Source organism: Acidovorax sp. FHTAMBA (genome assembly GCF_038958875.1).
In the GTDB taxonomy this organism is placed as follows: domain Bacteria; phylum Pseudomonadota; class Gammaproteobacteria; order Burkholderiales; family Burkholderiaceae_C; genus Acidovorax.
On sequence record NZ_CP152407.1, the window covers coordinates 4,032,802 to 4,053,398 of the forward strand.

Annotated in this window: 17 protein-coding genes and 1 tRNA gene; 6 read left to right on the top strand and 12 right to left on the bottom strand. The window is 68.7% G+C overall.

Annotated features, from left to right (window positions below):
• The first annotated feature begins 1 nt into the window (after position 1).
• The 3 genes from AAFF19_RS18845 (at position 2) to AAFF19_RS18855 (ending at position 6,380) form a co-directional block, all read left to right on the top strand.
• On the top strand, positions 2-1,921 hold the full coding sequence (locus tag AAFF19_RS18845; RefSeq protein WP_182118787.1) for a BamA/TamA family outer membrane protein: 1,920 nt from the start codon (positions 2-4) through the stop codon (positions 1,919-1,921).
• Positions 1,921-6,249: a translocation/assembly module TamB domain-containing protein gene (locus AAFF19_RS18850; RefSeq protein ID WP_182118788.1), complete on the top strand. Its 4,329-nt coding sequence runs from the start codon at positions 1,921-1,923 to the stop codon at positions 6,247-6,249. Before AAFF19_RS18845 ends, AAFF19_RS18850 begins: the two co-directional genes overlap by 1 nt.
• Positions 6,250-6,305: 56 nt before the next feature.
• A tRNA-Arg gene (locus tag AAFF19_RS18855) sits at positions 6,306-6,380 on the top strand.
• Positions 6,381-6,474: 94 nt separating this feature from the next.
• Here AAFF19_RS18855 and AAFF19_RS18860 read toward each other — a convergent pair.
• The 3 genes from AAFF19_RS18860 to AAFF19_RS18870 form a co-directional block, all read right to left on the bottom strand.
• Entirely contained in the window at positions 6,475-6,834 is a 360-nt protein-coding gene (locus tag AAFF19_RS18860) for a hypothetical protein (RefSeq protein ID WP_182118789.1), read from the bottom strand.
• Between the two features lie 145 nt (positions 6,835-6,979).
• The gene (locus AAFF19_RS18865; protein WP_182118790.1) at positions 6,980-7,198 is read right to left on the bottom strand and encodes a hypothetical protein; all 219 of its coding nucleotides are present in this window, start codon (positions 7,196-7,198) and stop codon (positions 6,980-6,982) included.
• A gap of 119 nt (positions 7,199-7,317) precedes the next feature.
• Positions 7,318-8,217 (bottom strand): EamA family transporter, encoded by a 900-nt coding sequence (locus tag AAFF19_RS18870; RefSeq protein ID WP_008903251.1) that lies wholly within the window; start codon positions 8,215-8,217, stop codon positions 7,318-7,320.
• An 86-nt stretch (positions 8,218-8,303) separates the two neighbouring features.
• Between AAFF19_RS18870 and AAFF19_RS18875 the strand changes: the two genes are divergently transcribed.
• Complete coding sequence (locus AAFF19_RS18875; protein ID WP_008903252.1) at positions 8,304-8,792, top strand: Lrp/AsnC family transcriptional regulator; 489 nt, start codon at positions 8,304-8,306, stop codon at positions 8,790-8,792.
• 29 nt (positions 8,793-8,821) lie between these two features.
• Here the strand turns inward: AAFF19_RS18875 and AAFF19_RS18880 are convergent, their stop codons facing one another.
• Both AAFF19_RS18880 and AAFF19_RS18885 read right to left on the bottom strand, forming a co-directional pair.
• Positions 8,822-9,814: a 2-dehydropantoate 2-reductase gene (locus AAFF19_RS18880; protein ID WP_182118791.1), complete on the bottom strand. Its 993-nt coding sequence runs from the start codon at positions 9,812-9,814 to the stop codon at positions 8,822-8,824.
• 234 nt (positions 9,815-10,048) lie between these two features.
• Positions 10,049-11,686: an iron ABC transporter permease gene (locus AAFF19_RS18885; protein ID WP_182118792.1), complete on the bottom strand. Its 1,638-nt coding sequence runs from the start codon at positions 11,684-11,686 to the stop codon at positions 10,049-10,051.
• A gap of 118 nt (positions 11,687-11,804) precedes the next feature.
• On the opposite strand from AAFF19_RS18885, the gene AAFF19_RS18890 reads away from it, so the two are divergent.
• Positions 11,805-12,884: an ABC transporter ATP-binding protein gene (locus tag AAFF19_RS18890; RefSeq protein WP_182118793.1), complete on the top strand. Its 1,080-nt coding sequence runs from the start codon at positions 11,805-11,807 to the stop codon at positions 12,882-12,884.
• Between the two features lie 84 nt (positions 12,885-12,968).
• Here the strand turns inward: AAFF19_RS18890 and AAFF19_RS18895 are convergent, their stop codons facing one another.
• The 7 genes from AAFF19_RS18895 to AAFF19_RS18925 form a co-directional block, all read right to left on the bottom strand.
• Positions 12,969-14,201: a Yip1 family protein gene (locus tag AAFF19_RS18895; RefSeq protein ID WP_182118794.1), complete on the bottom strand. Its 1,233-nt coding sequence runs from the start codon at positions 14,199-14,201 to the stop codon at positions 12,969-12,971.
• Between the two features lie 206 nt (positions 14,202-14,407).
• The gene (locus AAFF19_RS18900) at positions 14,408-15,145 is read right to left on the bottom strand and encodes a lysophospholipid acyltransferase family protein (RefSeq protein ID WP_182118795.1); all 738 of its coding nucleotides are present in this window, start codon (positions 15,143-15,145) and stop codon (positions 14,408-14,410) included.
• A gap of 33 nt (positions 15,146-15,178) precedes the next feature.
• Positions 15,179-16,474 carry a dihydroorotase gene (locus AAFF19_RS18905; RefSeq protein ID WP_182118796.1) on the bottom strand — a complete coding sequence of 432 codons (1,296 nt, stop codon included), beginning with the start codon at positions 16,472-16,474 and terminating at the stop codon, positions 15,179-15,181.
• A 79-nt stretch (positions 16,475-16,553) separates the two neighbouring features.
• On the bottom strand, positions 16,554-17,516 hold the full coding sequence (locus AAFF19_RS18910; RefSeq protein ID WP_008903259.1) for an aspartate carbamoyltransferase catalytic subunit: 963 nt from the start codon (positions 17,514-17,516) through the stop codon (positions 16,554-16,556).
• Between the two features lie 2 nt (positions 17,517-17,518).
• A complete protein-coding gene (gene pyrR, locus AAFF19_RS18915; protein WP_182118797.1) occupies positions 17,519-18,040 on the bottom strand; it encodes a bifunctional pyr operon transcriptional regulator/uracil phosphoribosyltransferase PyrR in 522 nt (173 codons plus the stop codon).
• A complete protein-coding gene (gene ruvX / locus AAFF19_RS18920; protein ID WP_182118798.1) occupies positions 18,037-18,486 on the bottom strand; it encodes a Holliday junction resolvase RuvX in 450 nt (149 codons plus the stop codon). The genes pyrR and ruvX overlap by 4 nt, the downstream gene beginning before the upstream one ends.
• Positions 18,483-19,082 (bottom strand): YqgE/AlgH family protein, encoded by a 600-nt coding sequence (locus tag AAFF19_RS18925; protein ID WP_008903262.1) that lies wholly within the window; start codon positions 19,080-19,082, stop codon positions 18,483-18,485. Before AAFF19_RS18925 ends, ruvX begins: the two co-directional genes overlap by 4 nt.
• A 21-nt stretch (positions 19,083-19,103) precedes the next feature.
• Here AAFF19_RS18925 and AAFF19_RS18930 point away from each other — a divergent pair, with 21 nt between their 5' ends.
• Positions 19,104-20,588, top strand: coding sequence for a deoxyribodipyrimidine photo-lyase (locus tag AAFF19_RS18930; protein ID WP_182118799.1), 1,485 nt, complete (start codon positions 19,104-19,106; stop codon positions 20,586-20,588).
• Positions 20,589-20,597 lie beyond the last annotated feature (9 nt).

Sequence of the window (20,597 nt, forward strand, 5' to 3'; positions counted from 1 at the left end):
CGTGCTGTTCCGAATCCTGCGCCCCGCCACTGCCAATGCTCCAACGCCGGCCCCCTGGTCGGCGTTGCTGCTTATTGGCGCGCTGTGCCTGCAGGGCTGCAGCCTGCTGCCATTGAACGGTACAGAGGGCGACACCGACGCACCCGGCGCGCCCGTGGTGGCCGAATCGGCCTCGCCATCGTTCGCGGTCGAGGTGCGGGCGCCCGACGAGGTGCGCGAGACGCTGGAGCGCCATCTGGAACTGCAGCGCTTTCGCAACCTGCCCGATCTGCAGGCCGCCGAGCTGCAGCGCCTGCTGGGCGCGGCCGATGCCAACGCCCGCGAGCTGCTGGGCACGATGGGGTACTTTGCGCCCACCATCACGGTCGAGCTCACCGAAACCCCGGCCAGCGCAGGCGCGCCGCGCACCGTGGTCATCACCGTGCAGCCCGGCCCGCAGACCCGCATTGCCAGTGCCGACATCGGCTTTTCCGCCCTGTCGGGCAACGATGCGGAGGGCCGCACACGCCAGCAGCTGCGCGTGCAGCGCAACTGGTCGCTGCCCCCCGGCCTGCCGTTTACCCAGTCTGCATGGGACTCTGCCAAGAATGGCGGCCTGCGTGAACTGCAGGTGCGCCGCTTTCCCACGGCGCGCATTGCCAACAGCCGTGCCGAGGTGGATGCCGATACCCACGAGGCCAAGCTGAGCGTGACGTACGACCCGGGCCCGCCCTACCGCTTCGGGCCCTTGCGGGTCGAAGGCAGCGAGCGCTACGCCGCCGATGGCGCAAGCCGCCTGGCCCGCCTGCCTACCGGTGCTGTGTACGACGAGGCCGAAATGCTGGATGCCCAGCTGCGCCTGGCCAGCAGCGGCTATTACGACGCCGTGTTCCTCACGCTCGATACCGAGGGCACCGACCCGCAGGCCGCACCCGTGGTGGCCAAGGTGCGGGAGGCGCCGCTGCAAAAGCTGGTCTTCGGCCCCGGCTTTTCGACCGACAGCGGCGCACGCCTGTCGCTGGAGCACATCCACAACCAGCTGCCCTTGATCGGCTGGCGCGCGGTGAGCAAGCTCTCGCTGGACCGCGAGACCAAACACGCCAGCAGCGAATGGACTGACCTGCCCGATGACAACGGCTGGCGCTGGTTTGCCGGCGCCCAGCTGCAGCGCGAGGCCACCGGCGACTACGACGTCAACAGCGGGCGCCTGCGCTCCGGGCGCAGCAAAAGCAGCAAGCACATCGACCGCAACTACTTTCTGCAGTACGACTACGCGCACAGCCAGGGGCTGGCCGCCAACGCGCTCTCGCCCGCAGATTCCAGCGCCGCCCTGAGCATCAACTACGGCTGGACGGGCCGCTATTTCAACAGCCTGACCGCACCCACCCGCGGCCACGGCATTGCGGTGGAGCTGGGCCTGGGTACCACACTGCGGCCCGAGCGCGACCCCTTTGTGCGTGCGCTGGTGCGCTGGCAGTCCTTCGTTCCCGCCGGCCGGGTGACCGACAGCGCGGGCGTGGGGCGCAACGCCCGTGTGGCGCTGCGCGCCGAAGCCGGTGTGGTGCTGGCCCGCGATGGTGCCCAGGTGCCCGTGACCCAGCTTTTTCTGACCGGGGGGGATACCACCGTGCGCGGCTATGGCTACCGCAGCATCGGCGCACGCACCGACAACGGCCAGATTTACGGTGGCCGCACCATGGCAGCGGGCAGCGTGGAATGGCAGCGCCCCATCGTCTACAAGGGTCAGATGACAGACTGGGAGAGCGCCGTGTTCATGGATGCGGGCGCCGTGGCGGACAAGGTCGGTGACCTGAGCCCCCGCGTGGGGCTGGGCGCAGGCGTGCGCTGGCGCAGCCCCGTGGGCCCGGTGCAGGCGGATCTGGCCTACGGCGTGAAGACCCAAGAGGTGCGGCTGCACCTGCGCCTGGGGTTCAGCTTCTGATGGCAACGCGCACCCCGCCACCGCCACCACCCCGCGACCGCGCCTCCGATTTCAGCGCCGGGGCCACCACGGCCGGGCGTGCACCACCCCGGCGCGCGCCACGTGCCGTGCGCGCGCTGGGCTGGCTGCTGCTCAGCCTGGTGGCGCTGGTGCTGGTGGCCGCAACGGGCGTCTGGTGGTGGGCGGGCAGCAGCACATCGCTGGCCGCTGCCCTTGCGCGTGCGGCGCAGTACCTGCCCGCCGACCAGACGCTGGAAAGCCGCGAGGTGTCGGGCGCGCTGCGCAGCGGCGGGCGCATTGGCTGGCTGCGCTGGAGCAGCCCCACCCTGGCGGTGGAGGTGACCGACATCCGCCTGGGCTGGCAGCTGGCTCCCTTGCTGCAGCGCCGTCTCGAGCTGGGCGAGGTGCACGCTGCGCGCGTGCTGATCACGCCCCAGACGCCTGCGGTTCCCCCACCCGATACGCCCCTGAATCCCCTGACAGAGCTGGTGCTGCCGCTGCAGATCGGTGTGCCGTTTCGGGTCGATGCCATCCAGTGGGCGGGCCCCACCGCCGTGCAGGCCCATGGGCTGCAAGGCGACTACCGCTTTGACGGCGGCGAGCACCGGCTGAACATCGATCAGGTGCAACTGGCCCAGGGCCGCTACAGCGCCCGCGCCACCTTGCAGGCCCGGACGCCCATGGCCCTGGATGTGACGGTGGAGGGCAACGTGCAGACCACTGTGCCAGGCAGCACGTCCACCACCCCGATCCAGCTGGGCGCCCACGCCACGCTGCAGGGCACCCTGGCCACGGCGGCGGCGCAGCTGGAGCTCCAGGCGCGCGTGAGCCCCGCCGCAGATGCGGCACCGGCGGGATCGGCAAACCCAGCCTCCGCAGAGCCCATGCAGGCTGATGTGCAGGCCACACTGGCCCCGTGGGCGTCACAGCCTGTGCAGGCGGCCACCGCCACCTTGCGCGCGGTGAACCTGGCAGCGCTGTGGCCGCAGGCCCCTGCCACGCAGCTGCACGGCACGCTGCAGGCCGGCCCTGCGCCAGTGGGCACCAAAGACCGCAGCAGCGCCACGACCAGCCCATCGAGCGGCTGGTCGCTGGAGGCCCGGCTGCGCAACGACCTCCCCGGCCCGTGGGACCAGGCCCGCCTGCCGCTGACCGCCCTGCAAGCCAGCGCCACCTACGACGGCAGCCGGTGGGATGTGCCCGGCGCCACGCTCCAGGCGGGCGGCGGCAGCGCCGCCGTGCAAGGCCACTTCACCCCCGCCACCGGCGCGCTGGAGGGCCAGGCCGAGCTGCGCGGCCTGCGGCCCGACGCCTTGCACACCGCGCTGGCTGCGGCGCCGCTCTCGGGCCGCATCCGCGCCGAAACGCAAGGCACCGCCGTGCGCTTCAACGCCGACATCCGCGCCACCCCCGGCCCGGCCGCGCGCAGTACCACCCCTGCGCGTGCTGTACGCACCACGGGCCCCGCCCCGCTGCGCATCAACACCCTCACCGCGCAAGGCAGCTGGCAACCACCCGGCCCCGCGCAGGGCACAGACAGCGTCGGCACCCTGCAGCTCGACCGCCTGCTGCTCGATGCCCTGCAGGCGCGCGCAGAGGCGACCGGCTTGCGCATTGCGCTGGGTGCACAGTCCGCCCAGGGGCAGCTGACACTCACCGTGCCCGGCGCCACGGCGCGGGCCAACGGGCAGATCGCCCCCCAGACGGGTGCGGGCGATCTGCAGGTGCAGTGGGCCGACGCCGACCGCACTATCCAATGGCTGACCACCCTGCCCTTTGTGGGTGCCAACCTGCAGCGCTCCGTACGGGGCGCGGCAGCCAAAGGTACGGCACAGCTCACCGCGCGGTGGAAGGGCGGCTGGCAAACCGCCGCCCGGCAACTGCAAGCCGCCAGCAGCGGCAACGCACTGCCCACAGGCAAAGACCTGTTCGAGCTGCAAGCCACGCTCACCACGCCCCAGCTGGACCTGACGCTGCCAGCCACTGCCACCGGCGCAGAACCCGGCGCAGCCACCCTGCAACCCGTTCAGCTGCGCGCGTTGAGCGCCACGCTGTCGGGCAGCCTGGCCCAGGCATCGCTGGTGCTCAATGGCGAGGCCCGAACCCTTGGCCCGCAAGCGCTGCGGGCCACAGTGCAAACCCGCCTGGCCGGTGGCATGCCCGCCGCCGGGCAATGGAAGGCACAGATCAGCGAGCTGCGCCTGCAGGCGCAAGACGCGCAGCGCCCCGGCCCCTGGGCGCTGCAGCTGGCCGAGCCGGTATCGGTCAACGTCAACAGATCGGCAAGCGGGCTCACGCTGCAAACCTCGGCCGGGCAGGCACGCCTGACGGGGCCGGCGCCCGGCACCGTCACCCTGCGCTGGCAGCCCGTGCGCGTGGTGACCAGTGCTAGCGCAGGCACACCCGCCACGCTGCAAACCCAGGGCACGCTGCAAGGCCTGCCCATGGCGTGGGTGGAAGCGCTGGGCCTGGGTGGCAAAACGGGCAGCGCGGGCGCGCCGGGCAGCCCCGCTCAGCCGCTGCTGGCGCGCATGGGCCTTTCCACCAGCGTGGTACTGGACGGGCAGTGGAGCGTGGACACCACCCGCAGCCTGCGGGCCAGCGCCAGCCTGCGCCGTGCCAGCGGCGATCTGCGCATCCTGGCGGGCGACGCCACCGCCGTGACCGCCGTGCAAAGCAGCGGCCAGGGCACGGGCGCAGGCGCCGTCACTGCCATCGCCACGGAGGCCTCCGCCAGAACCCCGGGCCCGGGCGCAGGCAGCCCCGCAGGCGTGCGCCAGGCAGAAATTTCTGTCGAAGCCGAAGGCGACGCCCTGCGCGCCCGTCTGCTGTGGACCAGCGACCGAGCGGGCGAGGTCGACGCCACCGTCAGCACCCGCCTGGCACCTGCCACCGCAGACAACCCCATCACCTGGGCCGCCGACGCGCCGCTGGCCGGCACCCTGCGCGCCCGCCTGCCCGATGTGGGCGTGTGGTCGGCGCTGGCGCCGCCCGGCTGGCGCGTGCGCGGCACGCTCGATGCCAGCGCCACCTTGTCGGGCACCCGCAATGCACCGCTCTGGGCCGGCACGCTGGGCGCTGACGACATGGCCGTGCGCTCGGTGGTCGACGGCGTGGACCTGCAGGGCGGGCGCCTGCGGGCCACGCTGCAGGGCAACCAGCTCAACATCACCGAGTTGCGCCTGCAGGGCGGGCGCGGCAGCAGCGCACGCATTGCGGGCTTCAGCGGCAACCGCACGGCGGCGTCGCAAGACGGCGGCACGCTCACCGGCACCGGCCGCATCACCTGGGGCAACAGCGCCACCGCAGCCACGGGCATGTCAGGCATTGCCATGTCGATGCAGGCCGAGGCCAAAGCGCTGCAGGTGCTGGTGCGCGCCGACCGCCAGGTCAGCGTCTCGGGCACCGTGCAGGCGCAGCTGCAGCAGGGCCAGATCAGCCTGCGCGGCACGCTCACCACCGACCGCGCCACCATCATCCTGCCCGACGAATCTGCGCCCACGCTGGGGTCTGACGTGGTGGTGCGCTCCAAAGCCAAAGACCTTGCCGACCAGGCCCGGGCCCAGGCCGCCGCCAAGGCGAGCCAGGTGGCGGCCCAGGCCGAAACCGCCAAGCCGCCCGACATTGCGATCACCCTCAACCTGGGGCGCGACTTTGCCCTGAGCGGCCACGGCATCACCACACGCCTCACGGGCGAGGTGGAGATCCGCAGCAGCGCCGTGCCCGGCGCCCCGCCGCGCGTGACTGGCGAGGTGCGCACCGACGAAGGCCGCTACCGCGCCTGGGGCCAGATGCTGAACGTGGAAACCGGCCTGATCCGGTTCAACGGCCCGTACAACAACCCCTCGCTCGACATTCTGGCGCTGCGCCCCAACATCCGCGTGCGCGCCGGTGTGCAGGTCACCGGCACCGCGCAGGCGCCCCGGGTCACGCTGTATTCCGACCCCGAGCTGCCCGACGCCGAGAAGCTCTCGTGGGTGGTGCTGGGCCGCGATGCCGCTGCCGGCGGTGCCGAAGCCACCGTGCTCCAGCAGGCCGCCCTGGCGCTGCTCGGCCGGGGCAACAATCCGGGCGCGGGCATCGCCAGTCGGCTCGGCCTGGACGAAATCGGCGTCAAAGGGCCTGCTGCGGGTGAAGACGCATCCACCGCGGCCCTCACCCTGGGCAAGCGGCTCTCACAAGATCTGTATGTGACGTACGAACGCAGCCTGTCGGGCACGCTGGGCACGCTCTACATCTTCTACGACCTCACCCGCAGCCTCACGCTGCGCGGGCAGACAGGCGAGAAAAGCGCGGTGGACATCATCTACACCGTGAAGTACGACTGAGCCCGCACCCTCGCGGCCGAGGCCGCAGCGCCCACTACAATGCGCGGCTGTCTCGCCTCCTCGTAGTTCAATGGATAGAACGAGTGCCTCCTAAGCGCTAGATACAGGTTCGATTCCTGTCGAGGGGACCATATTCATAGTCAAAATGGCCTCCAGCGCTTGCTGTATAAGCGCCTGCAGCTATCAAATTTGCGCAGTTGAAGGCCGTACTCCGGCCGGACAGGCTCAGGTACGGCGGGCCGGGGCGTCCGATGCAGGGGCCGTTTCGCCGGTACCCACCGCCGTACCAGCCGCCGCGCCGCCAAGCGCACCTGCGATGCCGCCTACCGTGCCTCCAACGAGGACACCAACCGGGCCGGCGACCGCCACACCAACGGCCGCGCCAGCCGCTGCGCCCGCCATCATTCCGCCACCCATCAGCACCGACTGGGACTCGCGCTCAGCGTCTTCGGGCGACAGGGCCGTCTGAGCGCCTTGTCTCGGGTCTTGCGAGGGAATGCCGTAGCCCGGGGTGGCCTGCTCGGCCAGATCCGCGTCGATGGGCGGGGTGTGTGTGTCGGCTTGTTTGGGATGGGTTGACTGCATGTGCGTCTCCTGAAAAGGGCAACGAAACCCGAGTGGTTTCATCTGTGTTCCTTTTTTAAGGCGCCTGGCAGGCGCCGGGCGAAGTCCGGCAGACCGTGCGCCTGTCAGACAACGCCGGGGCGCTGGCAGCGCATGGGTCCGCGCGCTATTTGAGCCACCTGCGCTGCGCGCGGGGCTGCACGGTGATTTCCACGCTCTGGTGCACGGCTGGATGGCCCGATGCGGCGTCGGTTTCCACCACGTCCTCCAGATCAATGTCCTTGACCTCCGAATCGGTGGCCTCTTCCAGTTCTGCCAGGATGGCGCTGACCTTGCGTTCAGCCTCGTCCACCCGGGCTTCTGGTAATGGCGGAATGCGCGTCATGGGCAGCTCCTGTAACAAAAGCCCATTGTTGCGATGGAGCGAGGCCACGGTGTGTCATCCAATGCCGCCTAACGGGTGTCGACGCCCGCGAAGTGCCCGGGGGCGCCGCACCTCAAACGTCAGGCCGCCTGAGCAGCAGGGCCCGAGGCGGCGGGGCGCGCGGCTGTCATGGCGCTGCCCATCGACGCGGCCACGATGCAGCCGATGGCCAGCCATTGCACTGCGCTCAGGTGCTCGCCCAGCAGCACCAGAGCCAGAATGGCGGCCACGGCGGGCTCCATGCTGATCATGATGCCGAAGGCCTCCTTGGGCAGGCGCTTGAGGGCCATCATTTCGAGCGAGATCGGGATGGCGCTGGAGACCGCCGCCACCGCCACGCCAATGAGCAGCACCGTGGGCGACAGCAGTGCGGCCCCCGCATGCACGACGCCCACCGGCACCACCACCAGCGCCGCCACCAGCAGGCCCAGCGATACCGAATGCCCCGCGTGCAGGTGCCCCGCGCGTTTGCCAAACACGATGTACAGCGCCCAGAACACCGCAGCCCCCAGGGCATACAGCACGCCCACAGGGTCCAGCGTGCTGCCGTTCAGCCCCAGCGGCAGCAGCAGGCCCAGCCCGGCAATGGCCAGGGCCACCCACACAAAGTCCACCGCCCTGCGTGACGACCAGATGGCCACTGCCAGCGGCCCCGAGAACTCGATCGCCACCGCCAGGCCAAACGGCAAGGTGCGCAGCGACATGTAGAACATGAGGTTCATGGCACCCAGGGCTGCGCCGTACAGCACTACCGCCTGCGCGTCGGAGCGCGACAGGTGCCAGCGCCAGGGCCGCCACAGCAGCAGCACCAGCAGCGCCGAAAAACCCACCCGCACGGCGGTGGTGCCCTGCGCCCCCACCACCGGGAACAGCCAGTGCTTGGCCCACGACGTGCCAATGCCCAGGGCCGTGACGGAGCCCAGGACGGCGAGGAAAGGAAGGAACCGGTGGAACCCGGGAAATGCGGATGCGAAAGCCATGCGCGAAAATATAGTGCGCATCTCCCGTGTTTTTGACTCTGATTTCAGCAGTCAAATGCATCTTTCAATCAGCCTTGCGAGGTGTCATGCCATCCCCTGCCGCACTTGACCGATTCGACCTTGCCATCCTGGACATCCTGCAAAGCGACAACACCACGCCCCAGCGCGTGATCGCCCAGGCGGTGAACCTGTCTGCCCCCGCCGTGCAGCGACGCATCCAGCGGCTGAAAGAAGCCGGTGTCATCCGCTCCAACGTGGCCGTGCTGGACCCCGAAAAGGTGGGCAAGCCCCTGACCATCTTCGTCGAGGTGCATCTGGAAAACGAGCGCCCCGACCGCACCGCCCTTCTGCGCCAGCGCATCGCTGCAGAAGAAGCCGTGCAGCAGTGTTACAACGTGACGGGCGAGGCGGACTACCTGCTGGTGGTGACCGTGGCGTCCATGGCGGACTACGAGGTGCTGACGCGGCGCCTGTTTGAGGGCGACGACAACGTGCGGCGGTTTCGGACCTCGGTGTCCCTGGGGTGCCTGAAGGCGGGGCTACGGGTGCCGCTGGAGATCGCAAGCGCAGCGTAACCCGGCAAGCACCGCACAGACCCGCCTGCCTATATCCCGAGCGTCCGCCGCATCTCCCTCCCGCCAAGCCGCAACCTTGGCCCGCTGAGCAGCTCGCACATCCGCGCATTCAGCGGCGCCACCATGCCGTGCCGTGTCGCCAGCCGCACCACGGCGCCGCACAGCGCATCAACCTCCGTCACGCGTCCCGCCTCCAGGTCGTCCCACATGGACGAGCGGGCCGTCGCGTCGATCTGCAGCATGCGCTGGGCCACGCGCTTGAACAGCCAATCGGGCAGCCGCAGCACAGGGGGCAAGAGCGCGGGCGCCAGCGCCGTGAGCCTGGCTGGCTGAATGCCCGCCCGGGCCATCACGGCCAGTGCTTCGGACTGCAGGGCGGCGAGCACGCGGCGGTAGTCGCGGTTCAGCAATTCCTGGCGCAGAGGCAGGTCGGACAGCGCGTTTACGGGGTTGTTGAGGTTGAGCAGCAACTTGCCCCACTGCACGGCACGGATGTCGGGCGGCAGCACCGTGGTCAGGCCCGCGGCTTCCAGGACGGGCGCGAGGCGCTCGGTGACGGCATCGCGCTGCAGTTGCAGGTGCCCCGCACTGGCCCGGTGCACGTGCGCACCGCGCAGGACCACGTTGTACGGCACCATGCCCGCCAGCACATGCTGGGCAGGCGCACCGGCAGCGATGCGGGCCGCGTTGTCCACGCCGTTCTGCAGCGAGACGACGGGCGTACCGGGCGCACACGCAGCCGCCAGTTCACGCGCGGCGGATTCGGTGGCGCCGCTTTTCACGCACAGCAGGACGATGCTGTCAGCGCCCGGCGCCGCCTCCGCCAGGCTGGTGGCGATCCGCAAGCCCGTGGCGGGCACGGTGCGGTCAAAGCCGTCCAGATCGGTCACGCGCAGGCCCTGCGCAGCGATGGGCTGCAGCGTGTGCGCGCGGCCCACCAACGTGACGGAATGGCCATGGGCCGCGAGGCGGCCACCCACATAGCAGCCGATGGCACCGGCGCCGAAAACGATGAAATGCATGGAGGATCCGTCCTTGCGAAAAACAGGCCGTTGCACAGGGCCCGCCGCACATTGTGCAGACCCCGGCAGTCAACGGTCTGGCGCCCATGCGACGCCAGGCCCACAACGCAATATCACAGTGTTTCAGGCCGCCGGCACTTATCCATCAAGCGCCAACAGCTATGATTTCAATAGCAAACCGCACCTGCACGCGCAGGCCACCGAGGTGATCCGAAGCGCCCAGCAAAGACCCGTTCAACCCCGGCTGCGCAGGGTGCGGCTGAGCAAGATCACCGGCACCAGCCCCACGGCCACCAGTGCCAGTGACGGCAACGCCGCCTCCCCCAGGCGCTCGTCACGCGCCAGCTGGTAGGCCACCACGGCCAGGGTGTCGCTGTTGAAGGGGCGCAGCACCATGGTGGCGGGCAGCTCTTTCATCACATCTACAAACACCAGCAGCGCGGCAGCGGCGGTGGAGCGCTTGAGCAGCGGCCAGTGCACCCGCGCCATCAGGCCGGGGCTTTTGATGCCCAGCATGCGGGCGGAATCGTCGAGGCTCAGTGGTATGCGCGCGTAGCCGCTCTGTATGGACTGCAGCGCCACGGCGCAAAACCGTACGAGATAGGCCCAGACGATGCCCAACGCCGTGGCGGTAACCAGCGCCCCCACCCCCCACTGCGGCATGGCCGCCTGCAGCCAGCCCACGGGCAACAGCAGGCCCACCACGATGACGGCGCCCGGCACGGCGTAGCCCACGCTGGCCAGCTGTACCACACCGCGTGTGATGGCGTCGGGCTGGCGGCGCACGGCAAAGGCCAGGGCCAGTGCGATGAACACCGCCAGCGCGGCGGTGATGCCACCGAGGCGCACGCTGTGCCATGCCCATTCCATGAAGCGCTCCCACGGCAGCACCGACCAGTCTGCCGCCAAGGGCCGCAGCATGAAGAGGACGGGCGCCACAAACCCCATCAGCACCGGCACCGCGCACACCAGCCACGCCGCCCAGCGGCGTGCGCCGCGCAGCGCCAGCGGCTGCGCCTCGGCCGACCCGGCGCGCCCACCGCCCGTGGCAAAGCGCATGCGTTTTTGCGCGCGGTGCTCCAGATGCAGAAGCGCCATCACCACCACCAGCAGCATGGTGGCCAGCTGCGCGGCGGCCAGGCGGTTGTCCATCGACAGCCAGGCCTTGTAGATGCCGGTGGTGAATGTCTGGATGCCGAAATAGCTGGCCACGCCAAAGTCGGCCAGCGTTTCCATCAGCACCAGCGCCACGCCGGCCGCCACGGCAGGGCGTGCCAGCGGCAGCGCCACCGCGCGGATGCGGCGCGGCAGCGGCGCACCCAAGAGGCGCGCGGCCTCCATGAGGTGCGCAGCGCGCTCGCCCAGGGCCGTGCGCGCCAGCAGATAAACATACGGGTACAGCGAGAAGATGAACACCCATACGGCTCCGCCCAGGCTGCGCACCTCGGGCAGCAGGCGCCCTTCCAGGCCGAAGGTATCGCGCAGGCCCACCTGCAGCGGGCCGCTGTACTGCAGAAAGTCGGTGTAGGCATACGCCGTGACGTAGGCGGGCATGGCCAGGGGCAGCAGCAGCAGCCACTCGAACGTGCGGCGACCGGGGAAGTCAAACAGCGTGACGGCCGCTGCCGTGCCCGTGCCCACAATGGCCGCGCCCAGGGCGACCAGCAGGCTCAGCCACAGGGTGGTCCACACATAGCCGGGCAGCACCGTGGCGGCCATCTCGCGCAGGATGGCGCCCGCCTGGGCATCGCCCTGCCCGGCGGGCGACAACGGCAGCCACGATGCCAGCACCGCCAGCACGGGCAGCGCCAGAAAGCCCGCGAACAGGATCAGGGGGATGGTGCGAAGGGCGGATGAAGGCGTGCGGCGCAAGGCGAGTGGCTCGGCAAAGGATGAAACGCACACCCGCCACCGGCCAAAGGCCCGGGAACGATCAGGAATGCAAATGCGAATTTTAAGCATTCGCCCCCCGCCCACCTAGAATCGGGGCATGTTTCTTGAGGTCTCCCAACTCGAAGTGCGCTACGCGGGTCGCGCACACGCCGCCGTGCACGGCGTCACGCTCAGCCTGAAAGCCGGTGACATCGGCGTGCTGATCGGCCCGTCGGGCTGTGGCAAGACCACCCTGCTGCGCGCCGTGGCCGGGCTGGAGCCGGTGACGGGCGGCGAGATCCGCCTGACCAAAAGCGTGGTCAGCAGCGCCACGCTGAGCGTGCCGCCCGAGCTGCGGCGCATTGGCATGGTGTTCCAGGACTACGCGCTGTTCCCGCACCTCACGGTGGGCCGCAATGTGGCGTTTGGCATCCACCAGCTGCCCCGGGCCGAGCAGGCCGCGCGCGTGGCCGAGGTGCTGCAGCTGGTGGGCCTGGAGGGCAGCGAGAACCACTTCCCGCATGAGCTCTCGGGCGGGCAGCAGCAGCGCGTGGCCCTTGCGCGGGCGCTGGCGCCGCGCCCCCAGCTCATGCTGCTGGACGAGCCCTTTTCCAACCTCGACGTGGACCTGCGCGAGCGCCTGGCGCACGAGGTGCGCGGCATCCTCAAGGCCGCCGGCGCCACGGCGCTGTTTGTGACGCACGACCAGTTCGAGGCCTTTGCCATAGGCGACGTGATCGGCGTGATGCACGACGGCCACCTGCACCAGTGGGACGACGCGTACACCCTGTACCACCGCCCCGCCACCCGGTTTGTGGCCGACTTCATCGGCCACGGCGTGTTTGCGCCCGCCACGCTGGTGCATGGCGCCAACAACGTGGTGGCGCAGACGCCCCTGGGCGAGCTGACCGACCTGGACGAATGCCCCCTGCCCGGCAGCTACCCCGGCGGCGAATGCGATGTGCTGCTGCGTGCCGACGACATCGTGCACGACGACCATGCGCCCGTGCAGGCGCAGATCGTGCGCAAGTCGTTCCGGGGCTCGGAGTTTCTGTACACCCTGCGGCTGGCCAGCGGCCACACCGTGCTGGCCCATGTGCCCAGCCACCACGACCACGCCCTGGGCGAGTGGATCGGCATCCGCGCGCAGGTGGACCATGTGGTGACGTTCCCCCGCGAGCAGGGCAACGGAATTTAAGTCAAATCAGGCTCCAGCGCTTATCTGGTAAGCGCTGGCAGCTATGAATTTTGATAAAACCACCCCCTCGGGCGTGCCGGCCATTCAGGATTTGCCCTTGCGCTGCAGGCCTTCCAGCGCGTTCAGGTCCACCTGCGACAGGTAGCCCTGCAGGTCTTTCACGCCCATGTTGTCGCCCTCGATGCTGACCACCAGGCCGTTCTTAAGGATGGTCTTGAACTCGGCATGGCTGCCGTCCTTCTCGTAGCGCGTGTGCAGGGTGCGGCCGCCCTCCTGCCAGGTCTTTTCGGCACTGGTCTGGTCTTCTTTTTCGCCCTGCGCCATGCCCATGGCCATCACCGCCATCTGCCCCAGGCCACCGATGTCCACGATCTCCAGGCGCACCTGCCTGTCATCGTTGCCGTACTGCGCGCTCGCTTGGCTGGTGGGCAGGCCCAGGGCCGCGCCGTCCTGCACATCGAAGCCCGTGCGCGGCAGGCCGCCAAGCTTTTCGGGCAGCGCCGCCTTGAGCGACTGCGCCGCAATCGCCTGGCCACCCCCGAAAGCACCCGCAGCGGCCTTGGCAGCATCGCCTGCGGCAGCGGCAATGGCAGCGGGGTCCTGGCTCTTTTGCGCTTCTTCCATCTTGCGGGCGGCCTCTTCCATCTTCTTGCCTGCGGCCTCCAGGCCGGCGGTGTCGATGGACACCTTGCCGCCCGGCGTATTCATGGTGATGGTGGGCCCGCCGGATGAACCCAGCATGGCGCCACCCTTGGGCATGAACACCGAGCCCACGGCCGCCACCAGCACGCCCATCACGATGGCCGCCACGATGACCACGGCGGTGTACGCCACGGACTTTTCCGGCGCGCTCTTCATCAGCACCGGCAAGCCGGTGTAGAGCAGATAGATGGAATACAGCGCGGCCAGCAGGCCCAGGATGGCCAGCACGGGCACCAGGCCGAACACCCCGCCCAGCATGGCGGCGGTGCTGGCGTACACGGCCACCTTGAGCGCCTGGATCGGGCTTTTCTGCCCGCCGAATGCGGGGGCCAGGGCATCGATGACGAGGCCGAGCACAAACAGGCCCACCAGGCTCAGCACGTACGAGACCACCATGTTCACCAGCCCGGCCACCAGGGGCACACGCATGGTCATGCCAAAACCGCCCACACCGATCAATGACATGCCGATGAACCCGCACACTGCCGGAATGGCGGCCAGCACCATCGCGTAGCGGGTGAACAGGGTGGCCGTATCGGTCGATTCCGTATCGATCGTGGCCCAGGTCTCTTTGGGTTGCAAAAGAATGCTCTTGACGCGCTCAATCAGGTTCATGGTGCCCCTCCCGGCAGTGTTGGCAGACCTGCTTGCGTTCTTGGGTGCGCTTGCAGGCACAAAGACGCGGACGATACGGGGTTTTTGTGGACAGAAGGACTCCTGTTGCAGCCCCCGCAGCCCGCAAACGTGGAATATGCACGCTTTTGCGCGTTGAAGCCACCCCGCCCCCTCTGCAGCCAGCGCGGCAGGGAGCCGGTGCCCGGTCAACCCCTTCGCAGGCGGTCGACGGTTTCTTGCAGGTGCTGCGTAAAGGCGCGGCGGTCGCGGCCGCCCGCCAGCTCGGGTGTACCGAAGTGCACCACGGCCTCGATGGGCGGGGCGGTGAGCGTGCGCCAGATCGAGCCCACCAGGGTTTCATCACCGATGTAGCTGGGCGCAAAGCTGGTGGCGCCGGTGGCCTTGTCGGCAAAGCTCAGGCCCACGGGCTGCACGGGCGCCTGCGCGGCCACTGCTGCCTGCAGCAGGTTGGCGTGGAAGGGTAGCATCTCGCGCCCATCGCCCGTGGTGCCTTCAGGGAACACGGCCAGCACTTCGCCGCGCTCCAGCGCCTCCTGCATGGACCGCACCATGCGCAGCGCATCGCGGCGGGAGGTGCGTTCGATATACAGCGTGCCCGCAGCCGTGGCCAGGGTGCCGATCAGCGGCCAGCCCTGCACGTCGGATTTGGAGACAAAACGGCAATGCCGCGTGGCATGCATCACGGGGATGTCGAGCCACGAGATGTGGTTGGCCACCAGCATCACCGGCCCCGTCACCGGGGGCTGCCCCAGGATGCGCAGGCTGATGCCCGCATGGGCCAGCAGCTCCATCGACCACACCTGCACGCGGGCGTGCTGCTGGTCGGGCGAGAGCGACGGAAACCGCAGCGCCACAATCCACAGGCCCTTGGCAATGTGGCCCAGCAGCCGCAAGAGGCGCCAGCTGGCGCGCAGGAACTTCACGGACGGGCCTTGCTATCGCAGCGTCGCGCCGTCTCAGCTGCGGTCAAAAGCGACCTGTCCACCGACCAGGGTCATGCGCACACGGCCGGGCAGCTCATAGCCCGAGAAGGGCGTGTGTTTGCCCTGGCTGGCGAGCGCATCGCTGTGTACCGTCCACGCGGCCTGCGGGTCCAAAATGCACAGGTCGCCCACGCCGCCTTCCACGATCTGGCCCACGCTGGCCTGCAGTGTGCCCAGCGCGTTGCCCAGCACGCGCGCGGGCTCGGACGTGACGGTGGCCAGCGCCCGCTGCAGCGGCACGCCGCTGTCTTGCGACCACTTGAGCGCCAGCGACAGCAGCAGCTCCAGCCCCGTGGCGCCGGGCTCGGCTTCGGCAAACGGCAGGGTCTTGGCGTCTTCATCGACCGGGGTGTGATCGGACACCAGCGCATCGATGGTGCCGTCGGCCAGCGCAGCGTTCAGCGCATCGCGGTCGCGCTGCTGGCGCAGCGGGGGCGACAGGCGGGCGCGGCTGTCGAAGAAGCCGATGTCCACGTCGGTGAGGTGCAGCGAGTTGATGCTGACATCGGCCGTCACCTTCAGGCCCTCGGCCTTGGCGCGGCGGATCAGCTCCACCCCCGCCGCGCTGCTGATGCGGCACAGGTGCACACGGGCGCCGGTGGTCTTAAGCAGTTCAAAAATGGTGTGCAGCGCAATGGTCTCGGCCGCCACGGGCACGCCCGACAGGCCCAGGCGTGTGGCCAGCGGGCCACTGGCAGCCACGCCCTTGCCCAGGTGCATCTCTTGCGGGCGCAGCCACACGGTGTAGCCAAAGGTGGCGGCGTATTGCAGCGCGCGCTGCAGCACCTGGGTGCTGGCCAGCGGCACCTCGGCCTGGCCAAAGCCGACGCAGCCGGATTCGGTCAGCTCGGCCATCTCGGTCAGCACCTCGCCCGCGAGGTTGCGGGTGAGTGCCCCCAGCGGGAACAGGCGCGACTGGTGCAGCTTCTCGGCGCGGAACTTGAGCATTTCCACCAGGCCCGGCTCGTCGAGCACGGGGTCGGTGTCGGGCGGGCAGACCAGGCTGGTCACGCCACCGGCCACGGCGGCGGCCATTTCGGATTCGAGCATGCCTTCGTGTTCGTGGCCGGGCTCGCGCAGGCGCGCCGCCAGGTCCACCAGGCCGGGCAACACGATGCAGCCAGCAGCATTGATGGTGCGGTTGGGCGCAAAGTCGGGGGGCACGCGGTTCACCCCCACGATGCGACCTGCGGCGATGGCGATGTCGCAGGTCTGATCGAGCCCCGAGGCGGGGTCGATCACACGGCCGTTTTGGATCAGTATCTTCATGATTTCAAGCCAAATTGGCTGCTAGCGCTTATTGGATAAGCGCTAGCAGCTATGAAAACAGGAGTATTCATTCCAGGCGTCATGCTTCGTTACCAGCAACGATGGACATGACGGCCATACGGACCGCAATACCGAAAGTCACCTGCGGCAGGATCACGCTCTGCTTGCCATCGACCACGGCGGAGTCGATCTCCACGCCGCGGTTGATGGGGCCGGGGTGCATGACGATGGCGTCGGGCTTGGCCAGTTGCAGCTTCTCCTGCGTGAGGCCGAAGCTCTTGAAATACTCCTGGCTCGACGGCAGCAGGGCGCCGCTCATGCGCTCGTTCTGCAGCCGCAGCATGATGACCACGTCGGCATCCTTGATGCCCTCTTCGAGCGTGTGGCACACGCGCACGCCCATCTGCGCCATGTCGCTGGGCACCAGCGTGCGCGGCCCCACCACCCGCACTTCGGCGCAGCCCAGCGTGGTGAGGCCGTGGATGTCGGAGCGCGCCACACGCGAGTGCAGCACGTCGCCCACGATGGCCACGGTGAGGTTGCTGAAATCTTTTTTGTAGTGCCGGATGGTGTACATGTCCAGCAGCCCCTGCGTGGGGTGGGCATGGCGGCCATCGCCCGCATTGATCACATGCACATGCGGCGCCACATGCTGTGCAATGAGGTAGGGCGCGCCTGACTCGCTGTGCCGCACCACGAACAGGTCGGCCGCCATGGCCGAGAGGTTGGCGATGGTGTCGAGCAGCGATTCGCCTTTGCTGGCCGAGCTGCGCGCGATGTCGAGGTTGAGCACGTCGGCCGACAGGCGCTTGGCCGCGATCTCGAAGGTGGTGCGGGTGCGCGTGCTGTTTTCGAAGAACAGGTTGAACACGCTCTTGCCGCGCAAGAGGGGCACCTTCTTCACTTCGCGGTCGTTCACGCTCACGAAGTTGGCCGCCGTGTCGAGGATGTGCGTGACGATGTCGCGCGGCAGGCCCTCGATGGACAGCAGGTGGATGAGTTCGCCGTTGCCGTTGAGTTGGGGGTTGCGCTTGTGCAGCACGGTCAGGCCTCTTTGACTTGGAATTGGAAGATGCCGCCGTCGTCGCGCGCCAGGGCCAGCGACTGGGCAGCAGGCAGGGCCACACGCGCGGCGGCAAAGTCGGCCTGCACGGGCAGCTCGCGCCCGCCCCGGTCCACCAGCACGGCCAGGCGCACGCTGGCGGGGCGGCCATAGTCGAACAGTTCGTTGAGCACGGCGCGGATGGTGCGGCCGGTGTAGAGCACGTCGTCAAGCACCAGCACGTCGGCACCGTTCACATCAAAGGGCAGCGCGGTCTGCGCGCTGGCCGACAGGCCACGCTGGGCAAAGTCGTCGCGGTGCATCACCGACGAGAGCACACCGGCGGGGCCTTCGAGGCCCAGGTCTTTTTGCAGGCGCTCGGCCAGCCAGGCGCCGCCCGAGGCAATGCCCGCCAGGCGCGTGGTGGGGGTCAGCATGCTGCGCACGCCGCGCAGCAGTTCGCGGTACAGCGCCTCGGCATCAAGCACCAGGCTGCCGGATACTCCGGGGGAGGGGGTGGTCATGGGAGATTCCTCAAAAACTGTTCCAGGATGATGCAGGCCGAAGCGGCGTCGGCATCCTTGGCGCCACCTGCGAAACCGGTTCCGCCGCGCGACCGCTCGGCGTGGGCTTCGGTGGTGCTGTAGCGCTCGTCCACCTCGAACACCTGCAAACCAAAACGCCCGCGCAGCTGGCGGCCGAACTTGAGCGCGCGCTCGGTGTTCTCGTGGCTCGCGCCATCAGGGTGGTAGGGCACGCCGATCACGAGGGCGTCTGGCTGCCACTCCTTGATGCGCTCGGCCACCTGCACAAAACGGGCGTCGCCCTCGGCCTTGATGGTGGCCTGCGGTGTGGCGCTGCGCAACATGCGGTTGCCCGTGGCGACGCCCGTGCGCTTGAGGCCAAAATCGAAAGCAAGAAAGGTCTGGAAATGCGCAGGAACGGCGGGCTGAACGGGCAGGCCGGTCATGCGTGCCCCGCCTCGGGCGACAACATCCAGGCCTTGAGGCCCAGGAGCGACAGAGCCCGGTCGTAGCGCTCGGGCACGGGGGTATCGAAGATCACAGACAGATCGGCCGCCACGGTGAGCCAGGCGTTCTCGGCCAGCTCCGATTCAAGCTGGCCCTCACCCCAGGACGAATACCCCAGCGTGATGAGCACGCGCCGCGGGCCTGCGCCCGTGGACAGCGCTTCGAGCACGTCCTTGGAGGTGGTCATCTCCAGCCCGCCGGGGATGGTCATGGTGGATGCGTAGGCCGACTCGTCGGTTTCGGCCCGGTCCATCAGCATGGGTTCATGCAGCACAAAACCACGCTCGGTTTGTACCGGGCCACCCTGAAAGACGGGCTCTTTGGTGAGGTCCTCGCGGCGCAGGGAAAGGTCCACCTTGTCGAACAGGCCCTTGAGTGTGATGTCGGTGGGCTTGTTGATGATGAGGCCGAGTGCACCGCGTTCGCTGTGCTCGCACAGGTAAACGACGCTGCGCGAGAAAGACTCATCTTCCAGACCGGGCATCGCAATCAGGAAGTGATGCGTCAGGTTGATGGGCGCAGAATCGAAAGACATTCCGCAATTTTAACGGTGAACATGCCCCCCTCCTCCGAGCCCTCGTACCCCCGCGGTCTGGTCTGGTTCCGCCGCGACCTGAGAGCCCACGACCAGGCCGCCCTGTACCACGCGCTGACGCGCTGCGAGCAGGTGTTCTGCGCTTTTGTCTTTGACAAGGACATCCTCGATGCCCTGCCCCGCGCCGACCGGCGCGTGGAGTTCATCCGCGAGTCGCTGGTGGAGCTGGACGACACGCTGCGCGCGCTTTCGGGGCAGGAACGGGGAGGCCTCATCGTGTGGCACGCGGTGGCCAGCGATGCCATTGCGGCGCTGGCTGACGCACTGAACGTGCAGGCCGTCTTTGCCAACCACGACGATGAACCCCAGGCGCTGGACCGCGACCGCCTGGTGCGCACGCGGCTGGCGGCCGCGGGCAAGGCCTTCCATACGTTCAAGGACCATACCCTGCTGGAGCGCAGCGAGGTGCTGACGCAGACCGGCAACCCGTACAGCGTGTTTACACCGTACAAGAATGCGTGGCTCAAGAAGATTGATGCGTTCCAGCTCCAGAGCTATCCGGTAGAGCGCCATGCACACCATCTGGCGGCGCGCCCCGAGGGCTATTGCCAACCCGTGCCCACCTTGCAGGAGCTTGGGTTTGAGCCCACCGCGCTGTCCCAGCTGCGCCTGCCCACGGGCGCCCGGGGCGCACAGCAGCTCTTCGACGATTTTCTCGGCCGCATCGAGCGGTATGAGGACACGCGCAACTTTCCGGCAGTAAAAGGGCCCAGCTACCTCAGCGTGCACCTGCGATTTGGCACCATCTCGCCGCGCCTGCTGGCGCGCACGGCGCACCGCCTGATGCAGGAGGGCAACCCGGGGGCCACGACCTGGCTCAGCGAACTGATCTGGCGGGATTTCTACTTCCAGATCCTGCACCACCACCCGCATGTGGTGGGCCAGAGCTTCAAACCGGCCTACGACGCTATTGCCTGGGAGACCGGCCCCGAGGCCGATGCCCTGTTTGCCGCGTGGTGCGAGGGCCGCACCGGCTACCCGCTGGTGGATGCCGCCATGGCGCAGATCAACCAGACGGGCTACATGCACAACCGCCTGCGCATGGTGGTGGCGAGCTTTCTGGTGAAGGACCTGGGCATTGACTGGCGGCGGGGTGAGGCCTACTTTGCCACGCACCTGAATGACTTCGATCTGGCCGCCAACAACGGTGGCTGGCAATGGGCCAGCTCCAGCGGGTGTGACGCCCAGCCGTATTTCCGCATCTTCAACCCGGTGAGCCAGAGCGAAAAGTTCGACCCGGAGGGCAAGTTCATCCGCCGTTACCTGCCGCAACTGGCGGGCTTGTCCGCCAAGGCACTCCACGCCCCTTGGCTGGCGCGCCCGCTGGAGCTGCAAGAGGCAGGTGTGCGGCTGGGGGATACCTACCCGCTGCCGGTGGTGGAACACGACGCGGCGCGGCACCGCACCCTGGAACGTTATGCCGTGGTGAAGGCCACTGCAGCCTGAGACTGCCGC

What these genes read in the sequence shown, in the direction of transcription:
- pyrR (WP_182118797.1), bottom strand. Translation starts at nt 18,040, where the DNA reads ATGACCACCCCCTCCCCCGGAGTATCCGGCAGCCTGGTGCTTGATGCC.
- AAFF19_RS18875 (WP_008903252.1), top strand. Translation starts at nt 8,304, where the DNA reads ATGCCATCCCCTGCCGCACTTGACCGATTCGACCTTGCCATCCTGGAC.
- AAFF19_RS18905 (WP_182118796.1), bottom strand. Translation starts at nt 16,474, where the DNA reads ATGAAGATACTGATCCAAAACGGCCGTGTGATCGACCCCGCCTCGGGG.
- AAFF19_RS18870 (WP_008903251.1), bottom strand. Translation starts at nt 8,217, where the DNA reads ATGGCTTTCGCATCCGCATTTCCCGGGTTCCACCGGTTCCTTCCTTTC.
- AAFF19_RS18890 (WP_182118793.1), top strand. Translation starts at nt 11,805, where the DNA reads ATGTTTCTTGAGGTCTCCCAACTCGAAGTGCGCTACGCGGGTCGCGCA.
- ruvX (WP_182118798.1), bottom strand. Translation starts at nt 18,486, where the DNA reads ATGACCGGCCTGCCCGTTCAGCCCGCCGTTCCTGCGCATTTCCAGACC.
- AAFF19_RS18895 (WP_182118794.1), bottom strand. Translation starts at nt 14,201, where the DNA reads ATGAACCTGATTGAGCGCGTCAAGAGCATTCTTTTGCAACCCAAAGAG.
- AAFF19_RS18880 (WP_182118791.1), bottom strand. Translation starts at nt 9,814, where the DNA reads ATGCATTTCATCGTTTTCGGCGCCGGTGCCATCGGCTGCTATGTGGGT.
- AAFF19_RS18925 (WP_008903262.1), bottom strand. Translation starts at nt 19,082, where the DNA reads ATGTCTTTCGATTCTGCGCCCATCAACCTGACGCATCACTTCCTGATT.
- AAFF19_RS18850 (WP_182118788.1), top strand. Translation starts at nt 1,921, where the DNA reads ATGGCAACGCGCACCCCGCCACCGCCACCACCCCGCGACCGCGCCTCC.
- AAFF19_RS18860 (WP_182118789.1), bottom strand. Translation starts at nt 6,834, where the DNA reads ATGCAGTCAACCCATCCCAAACAAGCCGACACACACACCCCGCCCATC.
- AAFF19_RS18930 (WP_182118799.1), top strand. Translation starts at nt 19,104, where the DNA reads ATGCCCCCCTCCTCCGAGCCCTCGTACCCCCGCGGTCTGGTCTGGTTC.
- AAFF19_RS18865 (WP_182118790.1), bottom strand. Translation starts at nt 7,198, where the DNA reads ATGACGCGCATTCCGCCATTACCAGAAGCCCGGGTGGACGAGGCTGAA.